Genomic DNA, 19,843 nt, shown 5'->3' with positions numbered 1-19,843 from the left:
TGGAGCAGCAACAACTGCATCTCCTGCGCCGCGAACTCGGATTGCCATTGTACAACACATAGGAGGGCTGTACTGATCATAGCGTACCTACGTCGCCTATTTTACAGGAAAAACCTGACTTGACCTTCCTCATCTATGATTTGCAGGAACTCCCGTTGGACCTCGGGACTGAAGGTGGCCTCTTCCATGAGCAAGGCCGTAGAGTAACCTCTGATCGAAGTCAGTGGAGTACGCATCTCATGGGCCAGAGTGGAGATCAACTCAGCCTTAAGACGATTAGCCTCGCTGAGGACCTGGGCGGACTGTCGCTCCTCTCTCAGGCGGCAGTTTGTGATAGAGAGGGCAATCAGATCAGCCACGCCCTGTAGGAAGTCCAGGTCTGTAGAAGTGAATTTTGTGGATTGACACAGGTTCTCCAGTACCAGGACTCCAATTCGGGTCTGGTCTACAGTTAATGGAATGCACACTGCGCTCAGCGGTTGTCCCAAACCGATGGTTGCCTTTCTGAAGATCTCGTGGTTCGACGGCGTCATATTCGCCATTGCTGCCACGACGGCCTCTGGGGTAGAGTATAGCTCAGCCTGACCAGTTTGAAACACTTTACCGATCATCGATTCCCCGGACGCTAGACGGACCTGTTTCAAAATGCTTAGGTCATAACCTTGCGCAGCCTCTACTTTCAGCCAGCCGTCGGAAGAGTCGTAGAGCAGAACAATACCCGCATCGGCCACCCCTGCTATTTCGATGATGCTGGATAAAACCCTCGTTACGATCGCCTCCAGGTCTTGCTCAGTGGCCAGAGTTTTGGCTATCTCAAAAACAATTGACAGCATCCGATCTTTGTCCACTGCTTGGGCTTTCAGGGATATGCTACCACTAGCCGTGGCCGGATCGAGACCTTTAGAGGCCGCATCTTGATTGGACATTTCCATCCCATTCTTCACTCAATTAACGGCTTTAATATACCACATCCACCCCAATTTAGCAACGTCACTTGTATTGGGGCTACTAAGCGAGGAAATGTGCAAAGTCACCAGGTTCTTTTCCCTGCGCCTCTTCTTCGTAGCCAAAACAGCCCAACTCCTGCTAGTATCGCTACAATCATTCCTGTCGGCAAGAGCACTGATCGGAGAACAAGGGGCAGTGACTCTTTCATGGGTCCAACTGGCCCCTCCTCCCTTGCGTTTGGTGAGAGAACTGGCGGGGACACGAGATCCTCTTCGAGCAGGGGGAAAAGGACCTCCGCAATAGCGACGTCATTGTAACGCTCGCCAGGATAAACGCTCTCTACCACCACTTGGAAGGCCAGGATGGTTGCGGGTTTTTCCAGTTGTAAGAACTGCCAACGGGCGGCATCTTCCAGAGTCAGGTGGTGCTCGGTAATCTCTAACTGACGCACGGGGTTCAGAAAAGACTCCTCGATGGGAATGAAAACAGGCAACAACTCCGCGCCCTCCTTTAGCCGAGCCAGGCGCACCAGTATTTCCTTGGGTCGCCCATGGGCGCGGAACTCCGCATCAGTTGCCCCAGGCAAAATGCCCAATCCCAAGGTGGGGGTAGCATAATGAGGATAGCCAGTGTAACTCCAAGCGATCCAGGCCCCGGCTGTCTCTCCGTTGGATTGCCAGGCGGTAGCCTGGTCGCCATCCGAAAAGAGAGCAGCAGGCAAACCGTATCCGGTCTGAGCGGGGTTAACATGCCCCGAGGACGCGGATGCGCTGCCCAGGTTATGAGGGCCATAGACAGGGCGAAAGGATATCCGAATATCATCCTCTAGGGTTGGCTCCAAGTTAGTGAAATGCCATCGTAGTTCGCGTTGTCCCTGAAGATAGCCGGATGGTCTGGCAGAGAGAGTTTCTGGTACCACATACCGATCCCTCTCCCAGCGCACTACGATGTCGGCCTGCCCGATAGGCCCCTGCCAGGTGGAACCAGTGCGCAAGATGTACTCAAAGGCCCGGTCTCCATTTGAGTACCAGGTCAGGCGACCGTGATAGGTGTTGCGCATGGTACGAGTCTGACTGGCGGCAAAGGGAACCTTGAAGGTATGCCAGCCTTCGTAGTCCCATTCGCCCTGCGGTTGGGCGTTTGGGAGAAAGGTTACCGGAACCTCCTCATCATCCACAAAAGCCCGGAATTCCATCAGTTCTGGCGCTTCGCCCTCTCGGATGGACCGAGCCTGCGGGAACCCCATCAGCACCTCGATTGGTGGGCCAGCGTTCGTAAAGGTGAAAACGCACGTCACCCAAGCCTGATCGTCGCGGATCTCGGCTTCCACTTGCTCAGCAGTCATCGTCACCTGGTTGCTATCCAGAGGCACTACGCCATAGCCTACGGCTCCCAACGAGGCGTCGTCGGCCTGTGCAGAGTACGCTATCACCATCAGGAAAAATCCCGCCAGGGCGACCAAAGCCAACAGTTTGTATCCGCTCACGTGCTATTTTCCCTCCCGCCTATGCTATGTTCCAGGGGAAGCACCAAGTTCACCCTGCAATCACATATCGCTCTGGACGAGCCCTTGCCTCTCGCTGCCAGCGCACCATCAGCCTAGCATTGAAAATAAAAATCCCTAGTGCTACCAACCGCACTGGCCACGGTGACCAGCCCACGGCGTCCACGGCATTCACATCGCCGCCGAAGAACAGGGACAACAGGGCAAAGTAGAACGGGTCCAGGCACAAGAAGAAGAGCCCAGCGTACCACAGGGTCGCGTTGATCAATGGCCAACGAGTCAGCCATTCCTCTCGCTTTAGATAGAGCAGATACCCAATGAGGGTGGTCACCACCGCAGGTCCCCAGGCGATAACCAACCAGTGGGCACCAATTCGTTCGGCTGCTGGCGTGGCATAGATCACCTGACTGGATCCCCAACCGTTGGTCAGAAAGCGGAATTCCTTTACTCCCTCGCCCAACAGCCGGGCAGCCAAGTAGTGCACGCTTTCGTGGATAATGTTGTGCAGCAAGGCGGCCGTGACAGCCGGCAACAGGAAGTACAGGCGTTTCTGAAGATTCATCCTCCCCCCTTAGGAATGACAATTGCCATGGTGCGTTGCCCGCACTTGGGGCAGCGCAGGTATTTCCAACCTCCTCCTTTGCTTAGGCCGTGGGGACTGAGCAGATCTGTCCAGAGCGATATTTGAAACTCGTGTCCGCAGTCTCGGCAGCGATACGCAAAGGCGCGAGCATGCCACGCAACAAGAAGCAGCAAACTGACTAAGATTAAAGCGGCCCAAGCGACGAACCCGATCGCAGTGCGATCGGGCTTAACGAGCACCGCCACCACAATTGTCACGGCAATGAAAGTGGCCACATAGAGCAGTGTCTTACGTGAGTGATTTCTGAGGATGCCCATCTGTGCAAATCTCCTTCTTTTTTCCTGTTCTAGCTGTTTCCGATCCAGCCCAGCACTCGGCTATCTTGGGGCAGCGGAATGAGCCTGCTACGGCTAGTATCTACTTCTACTAGACTGACAGTGACCTGTCGGCTTATACCATCCAACATCTCCAGTACCACTGCCTGCCCGTCAGCCGTCCAACCGCGCAACACTGCTTCAGGACTGACCGCCGGCAACAATTGACGAGCCTGATTGCTCTTGGACTCCCAAACCCAGAGACCCAGGGCGGGACTCACATCCAAACCAGGAGTCGCGCCTTCGTTCAACAGGTAGGCCAGTCGCTGGCTGTCAGGTGACCAACAGGGCCACATTACGTGTGTCTCCGCTGGCAGTTCCACATATATCCAATCGGCACCGATGTTATCTGCGCGGTAGATTTGCAGCTCGCCCGGCTGGGTGGCGGCCAAAAGCGTCAGGTCTGGTGAGAGGACTGGAATCAGAGGTGGCACTACGGCGGTGGGCCAGGGTTGCTTTCGCATGGGCTCACCTTTACACAGGTCGTAGGTTCCCACCCAACTCAAGTGTTCCTGCCCACCAACGGGTGTCACCAGCAACTTACCGGCGACCAGATCGAACCCCAGGATTCTGAGGCTAGCAAAGCCAGGTTCGGGTGGCATAGGTGGTTCCGGAGGCAGCGTAGGCGTTGGTCCAGCGCTGCGGGCGATGAGGGTGTCCGCCACGCGGTGCTCATAGCCATCGGTGATGCCTAGCCCTACTTTCCGCGAGCCATCGGGCCCACTCCAGGTCACGGCGTAGGCCAAAGTCGAGCCGTCCGTGGACCAGCACAAGTCGAAGTCCTGGCCCACGAGATCGTGGAACTCGAGAAGTGTATCCGTCGTTCCATCGGACGGGTTAAGGATCCAAATCCGGTTGTCCTGGACATAGGCCAAATAGCGAGGCCCGGGTGTCAGGTGACCAGCATCTTCGGGCAGCGGACCGATACGCCGCTCGCCGTCTTCGTTCAGAAGATAGGCTATCCCTTCTTTCAGATAAAGCACGCCCGAAGTTATAGAAAGGTCCTTCTCTTGAGTTGGGGTCATCGTTGGTGACAGTGCGGAGTAATCTGCGGTCTGATGCAGGCCTGTCCACCAGTCGAAGAGGCCGTCCCAGTCAATGTGGCCATAATAGCCGAACCATTCCGGGGCCGGGGTTAACTCCTTCACCATCTGCAGAGGCTCGCCGCCCGCGGCGGGGATAACCCAGAGCGAGGCCTGGTTCCCGGCGTTGAGGCGCGCGAAGAGGATGTGCTTCCCATCGGCTGACCAGAGAGGGCGCTCATCACGATAGTTCAGATCATTGGTGAGTTGTTGGGCCTGAGGCTCGCCATCAACATTCGCCACCCATAGGCGGCGCTGCATCAATGCCTGGCGAGCCGGTTCGCCACCACCTAAATCACCTCGATCAGGCATAGCGACATAGGCGATCTTTTGGCCATCTGGTGACCAAGAGGGAGAAGAGACTGCCACATCTGCCGAAGTCAGCGTAGTAGCCTCTCCTGTGGCTGGGTTGAGAAACTGTAACGCCTTGTTAGTCCAAGCGCCACGATAACTGCCCACAATCACGGCGACCTGGGTGAGATCGGTTGCTTTCGGCACGACGAAATCTGAGTAGGCTAGCACAGAATCAGCGAGTTGCACAGGCGTGCCGTCGTCCGCAGGTATGGCGTAAAGAGGAGCGCCATCGGCCAGCAGCGAAGCGGAACCCATATCATCCTGGAAAAGAAGAAAATAGCTACCGGCCGTCCACCCGACCAGGTGAAATCCCCGAATCTCAGATGGCTTACTGGGATAAGCGGGATAGATCGGCATCCGGCTTTTGCCATCCGCTGAAACTTTCAATAGACCCTGGTAGGTGGGAGGTTGCCCAGCCTCTTGCTCCTGCCATTCGTAGGCTATCCACTCCCCATCGGGACTCCAGGCAATCTGACCGATCTTGCCGAAGGGGCTTTGGAGCACCAAGACAGTCTGGGCACTGCCATCTGCATCGACCGTCTGCAATTCCTTATCCCCGACGACATAGGCCAATCGATCGTCTGTAGGCGCCCAAGCGAAAGCGCCCACGGCTGCGCCTTCGTTTAGGGGGTGGGATGCGCTGCCATCGGCACCCATAACCCAGACTTGGTAATCCCCTTTGCGGAAAGCCAGCCATTGGCCTGATGGTGACCAGCGAGGCTCGGAGTTGCGGCCATCGGTGGTGAGCCGTTGGGGCTCCCCGTCAGGTAGAGCCTTAACCCAGATGTCGCCGCCTTGAACATAGGCCAATTTGCCCAGGTTGGGCATGGGGGTATAAGCACGCTCGACGCCTACTTCCAGGGTGCCTTGACAGGCCACAGGCGTTAAAAGAAGCAGCAGAGTTAGCAAAAGGAACGTACACTTTTTCATTGTTACACCTCCAAACAGAGTGATCCTCCAACCGCTGCTTCCTATACTACCATCCCGGTGTCACACCTGTATGGCTAAAGTGTAATAATTACAGAACATGATGTTACAATTTTGACATGTCAGCGAGCCACCGGGAGTCGCAAGGTAACCACCGTCCCCTGCCCCAGACGACTCCGCACTGCCATTGTGCCCTGGTGACGAGTGACGATGGCTTGTGTCAGCGCCAGTCCCAGACCGCTGCCTTCGACACTCCGGGCTGCATTTCCCCGGTACAGTTCCTCTCCCAAGTGCGGTAGTTCGTCTTCACCAACACCAGGACCGGTATCTGCTACCTCGACTATCACCCATGGACCATCCTCGAAGGCACGGACCTCAATAGTATCCTTCGGACGAGAGAACTTGAGAGCGTTGTCCACCAAATTGTGCAGGGCCAGGAAGAGCAGATCGCGATCACCAGCCACTGCCGGCAACGGCCAGGGAGCACGGGGCAGGGTCAGTCGGAGTTGGCGAACAGATGCTTCTGGCCGTTCCTGAGCCAATTCCAATAACTCTGCCAACAACTGCGCGAGATCCACCGGCTCCTGTTCCACAGGTTGTGTCTCCAGATCAGCCAGTTTGCGCAGGTCGGCGCTCAGACGAGCCAGACGGTCCACTTGGGCCTGCACGCTCAATAAGGTAGGGCCGTCACCCCCGTCGGCCAGATTAGCCAAGCCGGCACGGATGGCAGTGAGAGGATTCTTCAGTTCGTGATCCAGGCGGCGGATGAAACGACGATGAGATTCGGCTTGTTCCTGTCGAAAGCGAGCCAGCGCCTGCTCACAACGACGATCCACCAGAGCCCACAAAGCGAGACCCAATCCACAGGCAATGGCACCAGCAAGCCCTAGGAGGAGGACTAAAGTGCCCACGTCGGCACGCAGATAGAGAACGGGATTAGGCCATAGCCCAGCCTGTAACAAGGCAGCCAGGATTAATCCCAGGCCCAAAGGCAGGAGTGGCAAAACGAACTTCTTCACATCCCCACCTCCACCCGTCCAACAAAACGATACCCTTCTCCAATCACCGTCTCGATGTACTGGGGATCCTCGACGTCGTCATTCAGCGCGCGGCGCAACTCAGCAATGCGTGTATCCACTGCTCGGGTGGCGGCCGGATAGTCCCAGCCCCAGACTGCATCCAGCAAGCGCTCTCGACTCAACACTTCGTCGGGGTGCAACATTAGATACTCTAAGACCGAGAAAGCCTTCGCCGTGAGAGCAACCTCTCTACCAGACAGGCTAACCCGACGAGCCTGACGATCGAGAACAAGCGCCTGGCAGGTCAAATGGCGCGCACCTGCGAGGGAGGGAACGCCGCGGCGACTTCGCCGCAACACTGCCCGGATGCGGGCCACCAGTTCGTACGGTTCGAATGGCTTGTTCAGGTAATCATCGGCCCCTTCATCGAGGGCCATGGCTCGTTCGGCCGGCAATCCCACCTGGGTGAGCAAGATTACCGGCGTCCAGTCCCCAGCCTGGCGCAGACGGCGCAGAGTTTCCCGGCCGTCTAGGTGAGGCATCAGTACATCGAGGACGATGAGGTCAGGGGTGAAATCAGTGATGCGGCGCAAGGCTACCTCACCATTGTGGGCCACGGTTACTGTAAACCCCGTCCGCTCCAGGAAGGAAGCCAATTGGACCGTAATAGCCTCTTCGTCATCCACCAACAAAATGCGCCAAGGACGTTTCTCCTCGTCCATCCCTTGCCTCCCGATCTATTGGATATTATCCTGCACTTCAGATCTGACAGCGGGGGCAGATGTAACTGGTAGTGGAGCCCACGCGCAAGGTTTCGATCGTCGTTCCGCAGGCCGGACAGGGCTCGCCCGTTCGATAACCCACCTGTAGGTGTTCGACATAGTGTCCTTCGTTACCCCACACATCATACTCTCGTGGGCCACCTCCCCAACGAATGCCCTCCTCCAATACACGACGAATGCCCTGATGCAGCCGTTTCACGTCGGCTGGCTCTAACGTGTTTGCCGGACGCAGGGGATGCAGCCTGGCATACCAGAGGATGTCCTGCACGTAAACGTTGCCAATACCGGCGATGAACCTTTGATCCAGCAGGTACTTCTTGATTGGTCCGCGTTTACCCTGCAGCATCCGCTCCAAACGCTGTGGGGTGAAATCATCCGCCAGTGGTTCTGGCCCTAGGCGGGCTAGTATAGGATGGGCAGTCAGGTCACCCAAAGGAATCAAGTGTACATGGCCGAACCACCAGAAGTGCACCCAGAGCCCTGTGCCGTCGTCCAGGTGAAAGACTACACGCTCTCGCCGCGGATCAGGTATCTCGTCTGGGTCATGCAGGCGCAATTCGCCGCCCATCCCCAAATTGAAGGCCAGCGTCCAATCCCGATCCAAGTCTGCTAAGACCCACTTACCGCGTTGCCAGGCGTGCTGGAAGGCGCGACCGACAACAGCCTGGCGAAATTCGCCCTCCGGCCGGTTCAGACATTTGGGCTGATAGATGTTTACCGCAGTGATGCGTCGGCCACGAAGGGCTTGATCCAGGCTACACGCTAAGATGAGAACATCGGGGAGTTCAGGCATCGCAGGGTTCTCCTTAATATTGCGGCAGCGCAGTAATTCGACATCAAATCTGCCGGTTACCCGATCTTCTGCGCCACCAGCATCCGCACCGGCCCAAAGGGGACATAGTACCCTTGTGCGCTCAACTGGCGTTCCATCTCTGCCACCATCCGACTGCGAACTTCGACACGGGTTCGCTGTTGCGCTGCCTCATCGGAGAGGCGGGCTTGAGCCACCCACCCCTCGGTGTAGAGCATGATCGCTCGCTCCGCCACCCGGCGGTCCCAGCGCACATCCAGTGCACGTTCTTCCCGGTCAATCACCACCAACGGCAGCCCCTCCAGCAAGACATCCAATTTCTCGAACGGGAACTCATCCAGCAGGGTTAGTGTGCCGTCGGTGCGCAGCACGCGCACGGCTTCGGAGAGCGTTGTCCGCACACCTGATTCCCCGAATCCGATCGCGATGTCCTGCAGCCCCAGAAAACAGCTTGCCGATGCGAAGCTCTCATCAGCGAAGGGCATCTGTCGTGCATCGGCCTGCACTAGCACAGCGTGCACCTCCGCCTGGGCCAGCAATTCGCTTATCAGGGCGTGCGGCCCGGCGTAGTCAATATTCAGGCCAACCAGCCGGACGCCGGGGAAACGCCAGCCCAATTGAGCCAAAAAGGTGCCATAGCCGCAGCCGAAATCGAGATGTGGCCCGCCGGTAGGCACTGGCATCCGCGCTGTAGCCCAACGCTGCACTCCACCCCAGCCGATATCCAGACCATCCACGACCTTCAAGATCGGGTCACACTCACGAGTGAACCACGTCCGCAATTTCTCTTCCCGCTCGATGATGGCGGTTTCTCCCAGAGCGTCGCTCATGTTGGCCAACCAGTCCATTTCATCCTTAATAACGTGATGATGCCTTTTACTGTTTCGTACTCTGGCGACAATTTGGACGCTTCCTGGCCCTCACAATCAATACCTCTCTCAAACCCGGTACGAGCCTGCCAAGAGTGGCAGATCAAGGCCGCCTGATCAACCGGGTGGGGATGAAACTCACCAGGAGGAATGGTTGACGCCTTGCCCTTCCCTATATCGCAGCAGCCCAATGCCCATAGCGATGGGCCAGATGCCGTAGGCCAGGCCGGTCCAGATGATGTTTGAGGGTGCTCGCAGGCCGATGGGCAGTTTGGCCGGCAGGGCCAGCAGCGCTCCCACTAGGCCCACCCATCCCAAAACTCGCCAGGTGCAACTGCGGATCAGACCCAAACCGATTAGTCCTACGCAACCTTGGTAGAGCAGTCCAGCCAGTTGGTTCAGTCCTAGCCGCCAGAGGAGCAACCCTTGCAGGACAGCCAGGATCGCCGCTCCTTCGGCTGGGCTTCCGGCTTCCACGTAAGCCTGCCCCAGGGTATGGCTGAGAGTCGGGTTGAAAGTGTTGCTGAGCACCATCAGGCTCATCCCCAGCAACCCCAGCCCGACGGCTATCAAGGTTAGGTCCCACTGGCTTCGCCAACTTAGCAGTCGGTAAAGCGCCAACAGGAAGGGCCACAACATCAGCGGAAGCACGTCCTGGCCCCATTCCAGGGCCACCACCATTGGCCGTTGACCCAGTTCGGCCAGGCGGGTAGCATAGGCCCCCGGTCCGCCGGGCAGGGCAAGCATGGCTCCACCGGCCGCCACGGGATAAGCGGCGAAAAAGGCTAAGGAAAGGATAGGCCAGAGGACGGCACACGCGCCTCCGGCGACAAAAAGCCCCCGATTGCCTTTCGGATTCACAATTTCACCTCCTAATCACGCTGGCCCAATTCCAGGCCAAGTGCAACAGGGTTGGCGCGGCGGCATGATTCGCTACCGACATTGCCCCGCCGAAGAGTAAGGCCATGGGCAAGAGTTGCACCGTCGCGTAGGTCAGAGCCTGAGCCAACGGCTCTCCGCCCAGCAGCCTTGTCGGGAGGTGAACGGCGGAGAAAAGCAGGGCTGTCGCGAAATACCCCCACCAACGCCCCAACCAGGCCTCTAACCGGCCTTGCAAGAAACCCCGGAAGAGGGTCTCCTCGGACACGGCAACCACGCTGTACGTGGCCAATGCCCACCAAGTGTCGGACAAGGCCAGTCGCTCTGGCGCAAAGGGTTGCGCTCGCAGGAACAATACTGCCGCCCCCAACAACACACCTACCCCTGCTGCTCGCCCCAGTCGTACTTGTTGCCAGCCACATGCCGCCAATCCAGTCCGACGTCGCCACAGCCAGATGCCCATAGGCAACAAAAGGAAAGCGTTCAATCCCACCTGGCGCAGGAGCCGTTCGATGCCGAATACCCCTGCTGCCTGGGCCTCGGTCACCTGTTGGGCTTGCCTGCGCATCAGGAGCCCTACCCCAACTAGCACCAAATTGGGCAAAATCACCAATAGCAGGCCAATCAGGGCCTCGCGTTGCGCCTGTATCACAACGTTCGCCCCACGAGTCCCTCTCTCATCTTTCGTGGGAAGCATGGGCATCCTCACTTCTGAACGCTAGACGGAGAATCGCATATTGCCACGGCGCCTTTTCCACAGTGTGTTACTTCGGCGCACAGACTGCGAAGTACTTACGCCAGTCTATTTGCACCAGTTGCAATGGGTGGCCATCGGGGTCGACGAACAGGGCGATGCGCCCACCCCAGGGCGTATCATGCGGCTCCTGGAGGAACTGCACGCCCCGTTCGCGCAGCACTTGGTATGCCTCGTCCACGTCTCGCACCAGGAAATTCACGCAGGGAGTGCTTTCTGGCGTGCGAATGGGGGTGCCGGGCTGCAATCCAATTTCTACCCCGCCGCAATCGAAACCAGCGTAGGTGGCGAATTGGTACTTCTTAGCCAACCCCAGAATGTTCTCGTAGAAATTCACCCCTCGCTCCAAGTCCGATACGGTGAAAGTGATATCCCATACGCGTAGAATCACTTGAATACCTCCCACACTCCGCAATAGCGGAAACACTGAAGAGAAGACGCTCCAACATAGCCTGTGAGCCTTTTATCGGTAGTCTTCTCGAGGTGGTGAAAAGACTTCAACAGCCAGGGCATCTCCCAACACACGGTAACTGTGGGGGGCACCACTTGGTATCACGTAGCTGTCACCTGGTTCGATGAGCGCCTCTACATCGTTTATCGTCAACAGAAAACGCCCTTGGATGCAATAGCCGGCCTGCTCATGGGTGTGGCGATGCACGCCCACTTCCTGGCCCTTCTTGAACGTCATAAGGGTAACCATCGTGCGTTCTCCAGTTGCTCCCACCAGAAAGTCAACCCCCTTAAACGTCCGTACCTGACGTTGAGCGCTTTTGACAATCATGCGAAGGACCTCCTTTTGTTTTCACCCCAGGCGCACTTCCGCTGTCAAACCGGCCTTAGGTGATGATCGTTAGTTGGGAGATACGTGATCATCAACCCCGCTGTTGGCTCATCCTGGTGAGCATAACTCTCAGGTTACGAGGTAGAACATCCATATATTCGACCAAGTCGAGGCGTTCCAGTTTCTCTGCCGTGGCGCTGGGAAATTGATCCAATGGAACCCTGGCCAAAATCAAAGCGGTCTCCTCCCGAGAGAACTCTTCTCCTCTCTCGACCCAGTTTAGGAAATCCCGATTTTGGGGGCAGACCCTTTGGCAGTGCAGACAGCCGATCAGACAGTTGTGCCAGGAAGGGTCTATCCAACTGGGAAAGTCATCGGAGCGCTCATTGTGAAAAGTGATGCACCTTTCTGCATGGAGGAGAAAACGCTCAGGAGCGATCGCTCCGGTAGGGCACGAACGGAGACAGGCCTGACAATTCTGGCAACGCTCTAGCATTTCTGGTTCTCGCCACTCGTCCTCCTGACAAGGAAAGTCAGAGTAAAAAGCCACCAGCCGATGAAAACTCCCCATTCCATGAACGTAGCAGATGTTGTTCCTCCCATAGCAACCCAACCCACTACGCACGGCCAAGGGTTTCAACGGTAGCGCTGCCTGAGTCACCTGATATCTCTCTGGCCTCAGAAACGCCGCGAGCAGATCCTCCACCCGTTGATTCACCTCACGATAGGCTACATATGTTGGGGGAACAAGGAGTGCTAACGCTCCTTCATTCCAACTGAAGATAACCTGAATCTGCGGCTGTGGGATCGCGATCACAATTATGGATCGGGGTTCTGGCAGACTATCGGGTGGGCTAAAAGTGAACCAGGCCAGTCGTTCCTGATAAAATCCCTCGTCCAATAGACCCTGTTTGTAGAGGCCTTCGATCTCTTTCTGTAGATCGGGGAGACGCCGGATAGATACAATGCGGCCCTTGTAACCTCGTTTTTCCAATTGCAGGAATAAGTCTTTCGCTTTCACCATGGTCATGGTTAGTTGCCCTTCAAATCAGACTTCACGTGAACAAATTCTCTAACGCAGTAGGCAGTTCGGCCATTGTCCGCACCTCCGCATCGTGTAGCGGATGAGCAAGCGGGCAAGAGGCCCCGCTCGGATTAAACCAGATGGCCCTTAACCCAGCCTCTTTAGCACCGATCACGTCTGTCTGATAATCGTCTCCTACCACTACTGCGTCGCCCGGGGTGCAGTTCAGGGCGGCCAGGACCCGCTGGAAAAAGGCCGGATCGGGCTTGCGCGCTCCTAATTCCTGCGCTGTCAGAATAACATCAAAGCATCCTTCCAATCCTGCTCGTCCCAGTGCCTCCCGCACCAGGGATGCGCCTGATTCGGCGGCGTTCGTCGCCAGGACGAGACAATAGCGCTGATGGAGAGCCTGAAGTGTCTCAATGACACCTGGCACGGCCTCTACTCGGGGCCAATGAGCCATCGGTCCCTGACATTCTGGGAAAACACGCATCACTGTGTCTCCCCAATCGAACACTACTGTCCGGACCGGTATCATTGCCCCATACCTGCTGGAAATCGAATGTCCGCATAGGCGAAACCGGTCGCGGCTCGCTCTTCCTGTTCGGCGATCCACTTTTCCAACCCTATCTGTTGCATCCGCCGCCCGTCAGCCAGCAGTAATGGATAATTGCGGAGGACTTCCAGCCGTGCGCAAGGGTAGTCGGCGCATAGCGGGCAGACAGTCACCTCCCGCTCTTGGGCACAGCGCCGGATAGCGCATTCCGGATTACCTCCTCCAGATCGGCAGCCAGGGCAAGGGGTCTCAGCAAGGCAATTCAACCCTTCCCAGAAAGCGGTGAAAGCCCCTTCTAAGCCGGGAATGTCAAAGTAACCCTGGTCGTAGCCCTCCCGATGCAATGTATCTCGCAATGCTGCTGCTTGTTGTGGGATGCGCCGACGACAGGCGCACAAGCCACAGTACAGACCACAATACGTCACATCCGCAAGATCCATGTTTTCGTCCCTCCTCGCGTTGCTTAGACTCTCCCACGTCAGCCTGCGTTCACGGCTCACCGTACACGGTGTGCGACGAGAGTCACGGGCTTCTCCGTTACAGCGCCGTAGCGTTCCTGAAGATACCATCCCCAGGCCACGAGCCGACGACCCAGCCAGATCAAAACCTGGCAGTAGAAGCGATCGCCCTCTCCTTTCCTCCTCGCTACCTGGCGACAGAGCCTCTCCCGCTCGGCTTCGCGTAATAGGTCCTTGTACAACTCCTGCTGTGTCAGAATATCTTTCGCGTTTAGCATTTTATTCCTCCCATGCTCCTGTGGCGGACTTTCACACCGCGATGAAACTCCGCTGCGATTTATCCACGTCTATGTCCTTGGATCGTGAGGCTGCATCTAAATTGCGCGTTTCTGCTACACTATGACTAGTGGTCTCGGAGATGACCGGTGCTGCCAGACCTGATTGCCCTCTCCGCTGCAGTCGGAGTAGGCGCTCTTTGATTCGGGCCCAGGTCGTCGGCGACGGCTCCGCATTGCCCACCCATGACCACAAGAGCCCACGAATCATGGGGGCCAACCATCTCTCGTCCTTGGTTCCCGCTGCCGCTTCCCAAGGCTCTAATTGCGGATACTGATCTACTGCCATAACCGACCTCTGGAAGGGATTGCTAAGTCCGGACACCTCGATCCCCTCCTCTGATTCTGAATAACATGGCTCCTACACCTTCGCCAGTTCCTCAGTTACCATAGACTTTAACAGGCTGATACCCCCCTCATCTAACGCCAGGTAATCCAGCACGATTAACTCTTGGCCTGGCTGCAACAGGGGGCGTACCTCAGCGGCGACGAGATCCGAAGCGATAACCACAGCGCGCCCGGACAATGTCTGAGCCAGCCTTTGCGGGTCATCCACACCAGAGGCAGCGGCATCTAACACTCGGATGCCCGCGTTTTCTAGTGATCGCTTCATGTTCAGAGCACTGCATTCGCTGGCACATATCATTGCAGTAGGTGTACCTTCAGGAAGCGCAGCAATCTGGACCAGTTTCTCCAAATGCGGTTTTAGCCCCAGTCCCACCACCATCTTCTTTGTTTTGCTTAGCAGGTGCTTCACTTCCTGAAGGTGGAAGAAGGTTGTCGCTACCACATGGGCCTCACGAATGCACTGCTCTATCTCAGCCGTAGGTTGCTGCAGGTCTTCCAGGACAATGGGTGTTACCTGCATGCCAAGCCTGTCCTGGATGATCTTGGCGAATGTTTCGGCAATGCGTGCCGCACACTCGACAAACACAAGCCGACGCTTGACTGGAACATCGCGGCGCTGTTTGGCGCGTGCGTATGCGAAGGCCGCAAAGTCATCCGGATTAATTCCGAGTTCCCCGGCCTGCTCAATGGCGGAATCAATAACCGCGAGCAGTTGGGCGGACACAGGTTGGGCAATGGCCACAGGCCGATCCACCACTACACAACCACGACCCCGCTGGCACTCAATCAGACCGTCCTGCATCAGTTCTTGATAGGCCTTGAGGACCGTGTTACGATTTATTCTCAAAAAGCCAGCCAACTGACGGATCGTCGGCAGTTTGGTCCCAGGAGCCAACTCTCCGTTGAGGATTAGGAATCTGATCTGCTCCCTAAGTTGAGCGTGAATCGGTAAAAGATCACCTGGCTCAATGCTGATTTGCATCCACTAATCCTCCATATGGTTTATTGTCATAGGACAATATGACAAAACACATTATAACACGTGTCGCTGAATTTGTCAAATTCGACTCCCAGGGTTTTATCCTCCACTATTAGTCCCAATCTCACACCACAACAGTCTTCTGATCATGGGACGGAATCGTTCCGCTTTCCGCGCGGGCCAAGAAACGGCCCAGCACTCGTCCAAGCCGCCGCATGCCCTCTGTAATGATGTCGGGTGGGTGCACCGTGAAGTTAAGGCGTATGGCTGGGTATTCCTCATTGCCAGGGAACAGAAAAGTACCAGGCAAGAAGGCCACTCCCTCCTGTATTGCTTCCAGGTACAATTGGGGCACGGAAACCGACCCCGGAAGACGCACCCAAATGAAAAGCCCGCCTCTGGGGATATTCCAAGTAACCTCACTGGGGCATTGTTCTCGCAAGCATTGCACCATCACATCGCGCCGCTGACGGTAGATCCGACAGGCACGGCGCAAGTGTGCTTGATAGCGCCCCACAGTAATGTATGCTTCAAGTGCTCTCTGAATTAGATTAGATGTAGCGAGGTCTGTGGCCCTTTTGCGGATCAACAAATGGTCATAGACAGGGCCAGAGGCGACCAAAAAGCCTATCCGCAAGCCAGGCATTAGCATCTTAGAGAAGGTGCTAACGTAAATCACGTTGCCACGCGCGTCTATGGTTTTGAGCGCAGGTTGGGCGGGACCGTCGTAGCGCAGATCACCAACGAAGTCGTCTTCCAAGATGGGGATATTGTAACATTCAGAGAGCGCCACCAGTTGTCGCCGTCGAGCATTGCCTAACGCAGTCCCAGTCGGGTTGTGAAAGGTGGGGATAGTGTAGATCAAACGGGGGCGCGCATATTGGATCAACTCCTCCACGACCTCCACGCGCATTCCTTCCTCGTCCATAGGCACGGCTATCAGGCGGGCCTCAACGCCCTCGAAGACCTCCAATGCTCCCGAATAAGTTGGGCTTTCCACCAGCACCGGGTCGCCAGGGCGGAGCAGCGTGCGGGCCACCAAGTCTAAGGCTTGCTGGGAACCAGTGGTGATAATGATCTCGTCGGGGGAGACAGCGAGCCCCTGGCTAGCCAGCACCCGTGCGATAGTGAGCCGCAGTGGCGGATAACCTGCTCGTTCGCCGTAGCCCAGAGCATCCGCCTTATCTCGACGCAACACTTCATTCATGGCCTGCCGGAATTGAGCGACCGGAAAGAGATCGCTGGCACCAGTGCCCTGGGCAAAGGAGATAACCCCCGGGTTGGCGGCCAACGTTAGGAGACGCTCTATCTCCGTTCTCCCTGCGTATTGGAGGGGCCGGGGATACGCCTGTTGCCATGAGGGCCATTCTCCCGTTCGCAAAGCAGTCCGCCTCTCAATGCCAGTGGTAGCGGACTGGGGCGAAGAAGCAACGAACGTGCCGCGGCCCACATGAGCATAGATAAGTCCTTCGGCCTCCAGTTCAGCGTAGGCGCTAGAGACAGTAAGACGATTTACCCCCAACGCTGCAGCCAATTCCCGAGTGGGAGGTAATCGCGTTTCCGGAGCCAGATCCCCGCGTTGGATCTCCCTGCGCAGGAAATCCCTGATTTGCTGATAAAGAGGAACAGAACTCTCGCGATCCAGAGGAATACGCATAACCCCTCCCTCAAGAGATTAGTCCAAATTGGATTATTGGCATATCAATATTAGCACATTTTCCGCTCTTTGTATAGATCCAATTTAGCTCAAAATATGCCAATCCATCCCTTTCGAACTCGAAATTCTCAAACTTGCGCAAGCGGGATCATTTTCGGAATCAGGAGCGATCTAGGCCAGAACGGATCACTCCCAAACCCGCTGAGACAGTGCGTGGGATAGTTGACAAGGGTGAAGTTAGGTTTACAATATCGCTATCCTAGACCGGGAAAAGATAGCCCGCGATTTCTTTTGGGGTTCATTCGCGCATACACGTCCTCTGACACGCAACGCTGTGTCCTGTGTACGGCATCTAGTTGGTGGAAAAACGAGCAGGCCCCGGCTATCAAACTAGCCCAGGTATACTGTGTTCTGTGTTGCGCTCGCTGGAAAAAGGTATCGAGCCAGTGAGGGGCGAGCGGTGGGTGAGGAAGCATCCAGCTACTACCACACTATTCCCTAAGGCGGGGTAGAGTTCTGAAGCACGACCCAGGATCGTGGAATTCGCGAAGTGATCCGACAGAAATAGGAGGTCTCTGTGTTCAATGTCATTGTGCTCGGCCTAGTGAGTTTTCTCACCGATGTCAGTTCCGAGATGGTTTACCCCATTCTTCCGCTCTACCTCACCGCGCGGCTCGGTGCCAGTCCGGGCATCGTCGGCATCATCGAGGGTATTGCTGAGAGTCTGGCTAGTCTGCTCAAGGTATTTTCCGGCTACATCTCTGACCGTTTGGGCAAGCGTAAGGTGCTCACTATGGTGGGCTACGGTTCCTCCACTGTGGGCAAGGTTCTGCTTTACCTCTCAACCTCGTGGCTCTGGGTATTGGCAGGACGTATTGTAGACCGCTTCGGTAAAGGCGTACGCACTGCACCGCGGGATGCACTTATCGCCGATAGCACCGCAGCGGATCACCGGGGGGCAGCCTTCGGATTGCACCGGACATTGGATACGGCGGGGGCCGCCACGGGGGTCTTGCTTGCCTATTTTTTCCTGACCCGCTACCAAGGGAACTTCGCTGCCGTCTTTCTATGGGCAGTTATCCCGGCCGTGGCGGCTATTTTGATCCTCACTTTAGTGCGCGAAACAAAACGGGAAGGGCTCTCCAAAGGGGAGAGGCCCTCGCTGCAATGGTCCACCTTGCCCCCACGACTCAAAGCGTTCTTACTCGTTGTCCTCGCTTTTACCCTGGGCAATTCATCCAACCAGTTTCTCCTTTTGCGAGCAAAGAATGTTGGCTTCGATGCGCCGACAGTACTTCTGCTATATCTGGCTTATAACATCATTTTTGCGACGGTCTCTCTCCCAGCGGGGCGGTTGTCAGATCGCCTTGGGCGCAAGACCTTGCTTGTGGCAGGTTATGTGGTCTACGGCTTAGTGTACCTTGGGTTCGCACTGGTGAAAGCTCCGCTTCAAGTCTGGCTTCTTTTCGCGGTCTACGGGTTGTATATGGCTTTCACCGAGGGGGTAGAGAAGGCATTAGTGACAGATATCGCGCCACAGGAACTACGAGCAACAATGATCGGCCTGCATGCAACAGTAGTGGGCATCGGATTGCTTCCAGCATCGGCGCTGGCTGGGTTACTTTGGGATTGGTTGGGGCCACAGGCGCCGTTCTACTTCGGCGGGTTGATGGGGGTAATAGCAGCAGTGGGATTGGCGATTGTAATCTAGTCCTCAATTCGAGTGGGGGGCGAACAGGGTCCTGTTCGCTCGCTCCCATTTGGGTTTAGCGCAGTGGAGTCGTAGATCGGGCGATGGTTTCGCATTCCCTTGCTTTATCATTAGAATTAACGATGAGAGCACAGGGAAGTTTGGCATCAAAGAATCGAGGATCGTAGCGTAAGCAATGGAGATGAACCAACCCAAAACGTTTGTCATTGTAAACCCGGTGGCCTCAAATGGCAAAGTTGGCAGGCAGTGGCCCTGTACAGCAGATGGGCTACTGGCAGCGGGCCTTCAGTTTGAGGCAGTGCACACCGAGCGTCCACTCCACGCCACTCAACTGGCACGCGAGGCCATGAAAGCAGGATACCGGCATATCGTCGCTGTCGGCGGTGATGGCACGCTGAATGAGGTGGTCAACGGTTTGGTGGACGATGGACAGGTAAACCCCGAGGTTGTCCTGAGCCTCATCCCAAGTGGGACGGGCGCGGATTTTAGGAAAACGGTGGGTATCCCCCACACAACCGAGGGGGCTATCGCTTGTGCTTGTGGTACAGGTGAGCGGGTCATTGATTTGGGCGAGATGGTCTACATGCGAGGGGGACAGCAAGAGCGCCGCTACTTCGCAAATGTAGCAGGGCTGGGCTTTGATGGTGAAGTTTGGGAGCGTGTCAACCCCAGCACGAAAATTTTGGGAGGGACGATACCCTATCTCGTCGGTCTGTTTGCGACCCTGGTTTCTTACCAAAACAAAGAAGCGGAAGTACAACTGGACGGCGCACACCTTCACCAGCGAGTCAACTCGATCGTGGTCTGCAATGGCCGTTACTTTGGTGGTGGAATGTATGTGGGTCCAAACGCTGTCCTCGACGATGGAATGTTCGACGTGATTGTGATAGGTGATGTGTCCAAAGCCGAGTTGATCGCGAACCTGCCTCGCATCTACCGCGGCACGCACCTGACCCACCCGAAAGTGGATGCCTATCGCTCAAAAGAGGTCACAGTAACGTCTCGCGAACGCATGTTGCTCCAAGCGGAAGGCGAACTCATCGGTGAAACCCCGGTCTCTTTCCGCGTGATTCCGCGGGCACTTCGAGTGAAGGTATAAGGAATTTTC

Annotated in this window: 22 protein-coding genes; 2 read left to right on the top strand and 20 right to left on the bottom strand. The window is 56.4% G+C overall.

Translation table 11 applies throughout. The features are described from left to right. Positions 1 to 101 precede the first annotated feature (101 nt). The 20 genes from H5T64_09690 to H5T64_09595 all read right to left on the bottom strand — a co-directional run bounded on the left by H5T64_09690 (position 102) and on the right by H5T64_09595 (position 17,024). Entirely contained in the window at positions 102 to 926 is an 825-nt protein-coding gene (locus H5T64_09690; protein MBC7264607.1) for a GAF domain-containing protein, read from the bottom strand. A gap of 104 nt (positions 927 to 1,030) precedes the next feature. Continuing rightward, positions 1,031 to 2,434 carry a hypothetical protein gene (locus H5T64_09685; GenBank protein MBC7264606.1) on the bottom strand — a complete coding sequence of 468 codons (1,404 nt, stop codon included), beginning with the start codon at positions 2,432 to 2,434 and terminating at the stop codon, positions 1,031 to 1,033. A 49-nt stretch (positions 2,435 to 2,483) separates the two neighbouring features. Then, the gene (locus H5T64_09680) at positions 2,484 to 3,014 is read right to left on the bottom strand and encodes a hypothetical protein (protein ID MBC7264605.1); all 531 of its coding nucleotides are present in this window, start codon (positions 3,012 to 3,014) and stop codon (positions 2,484 to 2,486) included. Continuing rightward, entirely contained in the window at positions 3,011 to 3,352 is a 342-nt protein-coding gene (locus tag H5T64_09675) for a zinc ribbon domain-containing protein (protein ID MBC7264604.1), read from the bottom strand. The genes H5T64_09680 and H5T64_09675 overlap by 4 nt, the downstream gene beginning before the upstream one ends. Before the next feature lie 29 nt (positions 3,353 to 3,381). Next, positions 3,382 to 5,775, bottom strand: coding sequence for a PD40 domain-containing protein (locus tag H5T64_09670; GenBank protein ID MBC7264603.1), 2,394 nt, complete (start codon positions 5,773 to 5,775; stop codon positions 3,382 to 3,384). A 119-nt stretch (positions 5,776 to 5,894) separates the two neighbouring features. Further along, the gene (locus H5T64_09665) at positions 5,895 to 6,791 is read right to left on the bottom strand and encodes a HAMP domain-containing histidine kinase (GenBank protein MBC7264602.1); all 897 of its coding nucleotides are present in this window, start codon (positions 6,789 to 6,791) and stop codon (positions 5,895 to 5,897) included. Further along, positions 6,788 to 7,513 (bottom strand): response regulator transcription factor, encoded by a 726-nt coding sequence (locus tag H5T64_09660; GenBank protein ID MBC7264601.1) that lies wholly within the window; start codon positions 7,511 to 7,513, stop codon positions 6,788 to 6,790. The genes H5T64_09665 and H5T64_09660 overlap by 4 nt, the downstream gene beginning before the upstream one ends. Before the next feature lie 37 nt (positions 7,514 to 7,550). After that, positions 7,551 to 8,366, bottom strand: coding sequence for a bifunctional DNA-formamidopyrimidine glycosylase/DNA-(apurinic or apyrimidinic site) lyase (mutM, locus tag H5T64_09655; GenBank protein ID MBC7264600.1), 816 nt, complete (start codon positions 8,364 to 8,366; stop codon positions 7,551 to 7,553). A gap of 56 nt (positions 8,367 to 8,422) precedes the next feature. Beyond that, entirely contained in the window at positions 8,423 to 9,232 is an 810-nt protein-coding gene (locus H5T64_09650; protein ID MBC7264599.1) for a class I SAM-dependent methyltransferase, read from the bottom strand. Positions 9,233 to 9,391: 159 nt separating this feature from the next. Continuing rightward, positions 9,392 to 10,114, bottom strand: coding sequence for a hypothetical protein (locus H5T64_09645; GenBank protein MBC7264598.1), 723 nt, complete (start codon positions 10,112 to 10,114; stop codon positions 9,392 to 9,394). Between the two features lie 4 nt (positions 10,115 to 10,118). Beyond that, positions 10,119 to 10,829, bottom strand: coding sequence for a CPBP family intramembrane metalloprotease (locus H5T64_09640; protein ID MBC7264597.1), 711 nt, complete (start codon positions 10,827 to 10,829; stop codon positions 10,119 to 10,121). Between the two features lie 67 nt (positions 10,830 to 10,896). Then, on the bottom strand, positions 10,897 to 11,277 hold the full coding sequence (locus H5T64_09635; protein ID MBC7264596.1) for a VOC family protein: 381 nt from the start codon (positions 11,275 to 11,277) through the stop codon (positions 10,897 to 10,899). 72 nt (positions 11,278 to 11,349) lie between these two features. After that, positions 11,350 to 11,667: a cupin domain-containing protein gene (locus H5T64_09630; GenBank protein ID MBC7264595.1), complete on the bottom strand. Its 318-nt coding sequence runs from the start codon at positions 11,665 to 11,667 to the stop codon at positions 11,350 to 11,352. A gap of 91 nt (positions 11,668 to 11,758) precedes the next feature. Further along, on the bottom strand, positions 11,759 to 12,697 hold the full coding sequence (locus H5T64_09625; protein ID MBC7264594.1) for an epoxyqueuosine reductase: 939 nt from the start codon (positions 12,695 to 12,697) through the stop codon (positions 11,759 to 11,761). Positions 12,698 to 12,722: 25 nt separating this feature from the next. Then, positions 12,723 to 13,229: an HAD family hydrolase gene (locus tag H5T64_09620; GenBank protein ID MBC7264593.1), complete on the bottom strand. Its 507-nt coding sequence runs from the start codon at positions 13,227 to 13,229 to the stop codon at positions 12,723 to 12,725. Beyond that, complete coding sequence (locus tag H5T64_09615) at positions 13,226 to 13,687, bottom strand: DUF3795 domain-containing protein (GenBank protein MBC7264592.1); 462 nt, start codon at positions 13,685 to 13,687, stop codon at positions 13,226 to 13,228. Before H5T64_09615 ends, H5T64_09620 begins: the two co-directional genes overlap by 4 nt. A gap of 56 nt (positions 13,688 to 13,743) precedes the next feature. After that, a complete protein-coding gene (locus H5T64_09610) occupies positions 13,744 to 13,983 on the bottom strand; it encodes a hypothetical protein (GenBank protein ID MBC7264591.1) in 240 nt (79 codons plus the stop codon). Positions 13,984 to 14,014: 31 nt separating this feature from the next. Further along, a complete protein-coding gene (locus tag H5T64_09605; protein ID MBC7264590.1) occupies positions 14,015 to 14,365 on the bottom strand; it encodes a hypothetical protein in 351 nt (116 codons plus the stop codon). A gap of 36 nt (positions 14,366 to 14,401) precedes the next feature. After that, positions 14,402 to 15,370 carry a GntR family transcriptional regulator gene (locus H5T64_09600; GenBank protein MBC7264589.1) on the bottom strand — a complete coding sequence of 323 codons (969 nt, stop codon included), beginning with the start codon at positions 15,368 to 15,370 and terminating at the stop codon, positions 14,402 to 14,404. A gap of 121 nt (positions 15,371 to 15,491) precedes the next feature. After that, complete coding sequence (locus H5T64_09595) at positions 15,492 to 17,024, bottom strand: PLP-dependent aminotransferase family protein (protein ID MBC7264588.1); 1,533 nt, start codon at positions 17,022 to 17,024, stop codon at positions 15,492 to 15,494. Positions 17,025 to 17,601: 577 nt separating this feature from the next. On the opposite strand from H5T64_09595, the gene H5T64_09590 reads away from it, so the two are divergent. Both H5T64_09590 and H5T64_09585 read left to right on the top strand, forming a co-directional pair. Beyond that, positions 17,602 to 18,735 (top strand): MFS transporter, encoded by a 1,134-nt coding sequence (locus H5T64_09590; protein MBC7264587.1) that lies wholly within the window; start codon positions 17,602 to 17,604, stop codon positions 18,733 to 18,735. Between the two features lie 181 nt (positions 18,736 to 18,916). Then, positions 18,917 to 19,834, top strand: coding sequence for a diacylglycerol kinase family lipid kinase (locus tag H5T64_09585; GenBank protein ID MBC7264586.1), 918 nt, complete (start codon positions 18,917 to 18,919; stop codon positions 19,832 to 19,834). Positions 19,835 to 19,843 lie beyond the last annotated feature (9 nt).

It is taken from the genome of Chloroflexota bacterium (assembly GCA_014360825.1).
Taxonomy (GTDB): Bacteria; Chloroflexota; Anaerolineae; order UBA2200; family JACIWT01; genus JACIWT01.
Note: the sequence above shows the minus strand (reverse complement) of the source record. Positions and strands in the feature narration are given on the sequence as shown.

Coding starts and splice junctions, on each gene's coding strand:
- H5T64_09690 (MBC7264607.1), bottom strand. CDS start 926: ATGTCCAATCAAGATGCGGCCTCTAAAGGTCTCGATCCGGCCACGGCT.
- H5T64_09680 (MBC7264605.1), bottom strand. CDS start 3,014: ATGAATCTTCAGAAACGCCTGTACTTCCTGTTGCCGGCTGTCACGGCC.
- H5T64_09675 (MBC7264604.1), bottom strand. CDS start 3,352: ATGGGCATCCTCAGAAATCACTCACGTAAGACACTGCTCTATGTGGCC.
- H5T64_09670 (MBC7264603.1), bottom strand. CDS start 5,775: ATGAAAAAGTGTACGTTCCTTTTGCTAACTCTGCTGCTTCTTTTAACG.
- H5T64_09660 (MBC7264601.1), bottom strand. CDS start 7,513: ATGGACGAGGAGAAACGTCCTTGGCGCATTTTGTTGGTGGATGACGAA.
- mutM (MBC7264600.1), bottom strand. CDS start 8,366: ATGCCTGAACTCCCCGATGTTCTCATCTTAGCGTGTAGCCTGGATCAA.
- H5T64_09650 (MBC7264599.1), bottom strand. CDS start 9,232: ATGGACTGGTTGGCCAACATGAGCGACGCTCTGGGAGAAACCGCCATC.
- H5T64_09640 (MBC7264597.1), bottom strand. CDS start 10,829: ATGCTTCCCACGAAAGATGAGAGAGGGACTCGTGGGGCGAACGTTGTG.
- H5T64_09630 (MBC7264595.1), bottom strand. CDS start 11,667: ATGATTGTCAAAAGCGCTCAACGTCAGGTACGGACGTTTAAGGGGGTT.
- H5T64_09625 (MBC7264594.1), bottom strand. CDS start 12,697: ATGACCATGGTGAAAGCGAAAGACTTATTCCTGCAATTGGAAAAACGA.
- H5T64_09620 (MBC7264593.1), bottom strand. CDS start 13,229: ATGATACCGGTCCGGACAGTAGTGTTCGATTGGGGAGACACAGTGATG.
- H5T64_09615 (MBC7264592.1), bottom strand. CDS start 13,687: ATGGATCTTGCGGATGTGACGTATTGTGGTCTGTACTGTGGCTTGTGC.
- H5T64_09610 (MBC7264591.1), bottom strand. CDS start 13,983: ATGCTAAACGCGAAAGATATTCTGACACAGCAGGAGTTGTACAAGGAC.
- H5T64_09600 (MBC7264589.1), bottom strand. CDS start 15,370: ATGCAAATCAGCATTGAGCCAGGTGATCTTTTACCGATTCACGCTCAA.
- H5T64_09595 (MBC7264588.1), bottom strand. CDS start 17,024: ATGCGTATTCCTCTGGATCGCGAGAGTTCTGTTCCTCTTTATCAGCAA.
- H5T64_09585 (MBC7264586.1), top strand. CDS start 18,917: ATGAACCAACCCAAAACGTTTGTCATTGTAAACCCGGTGGCCTCAAAT.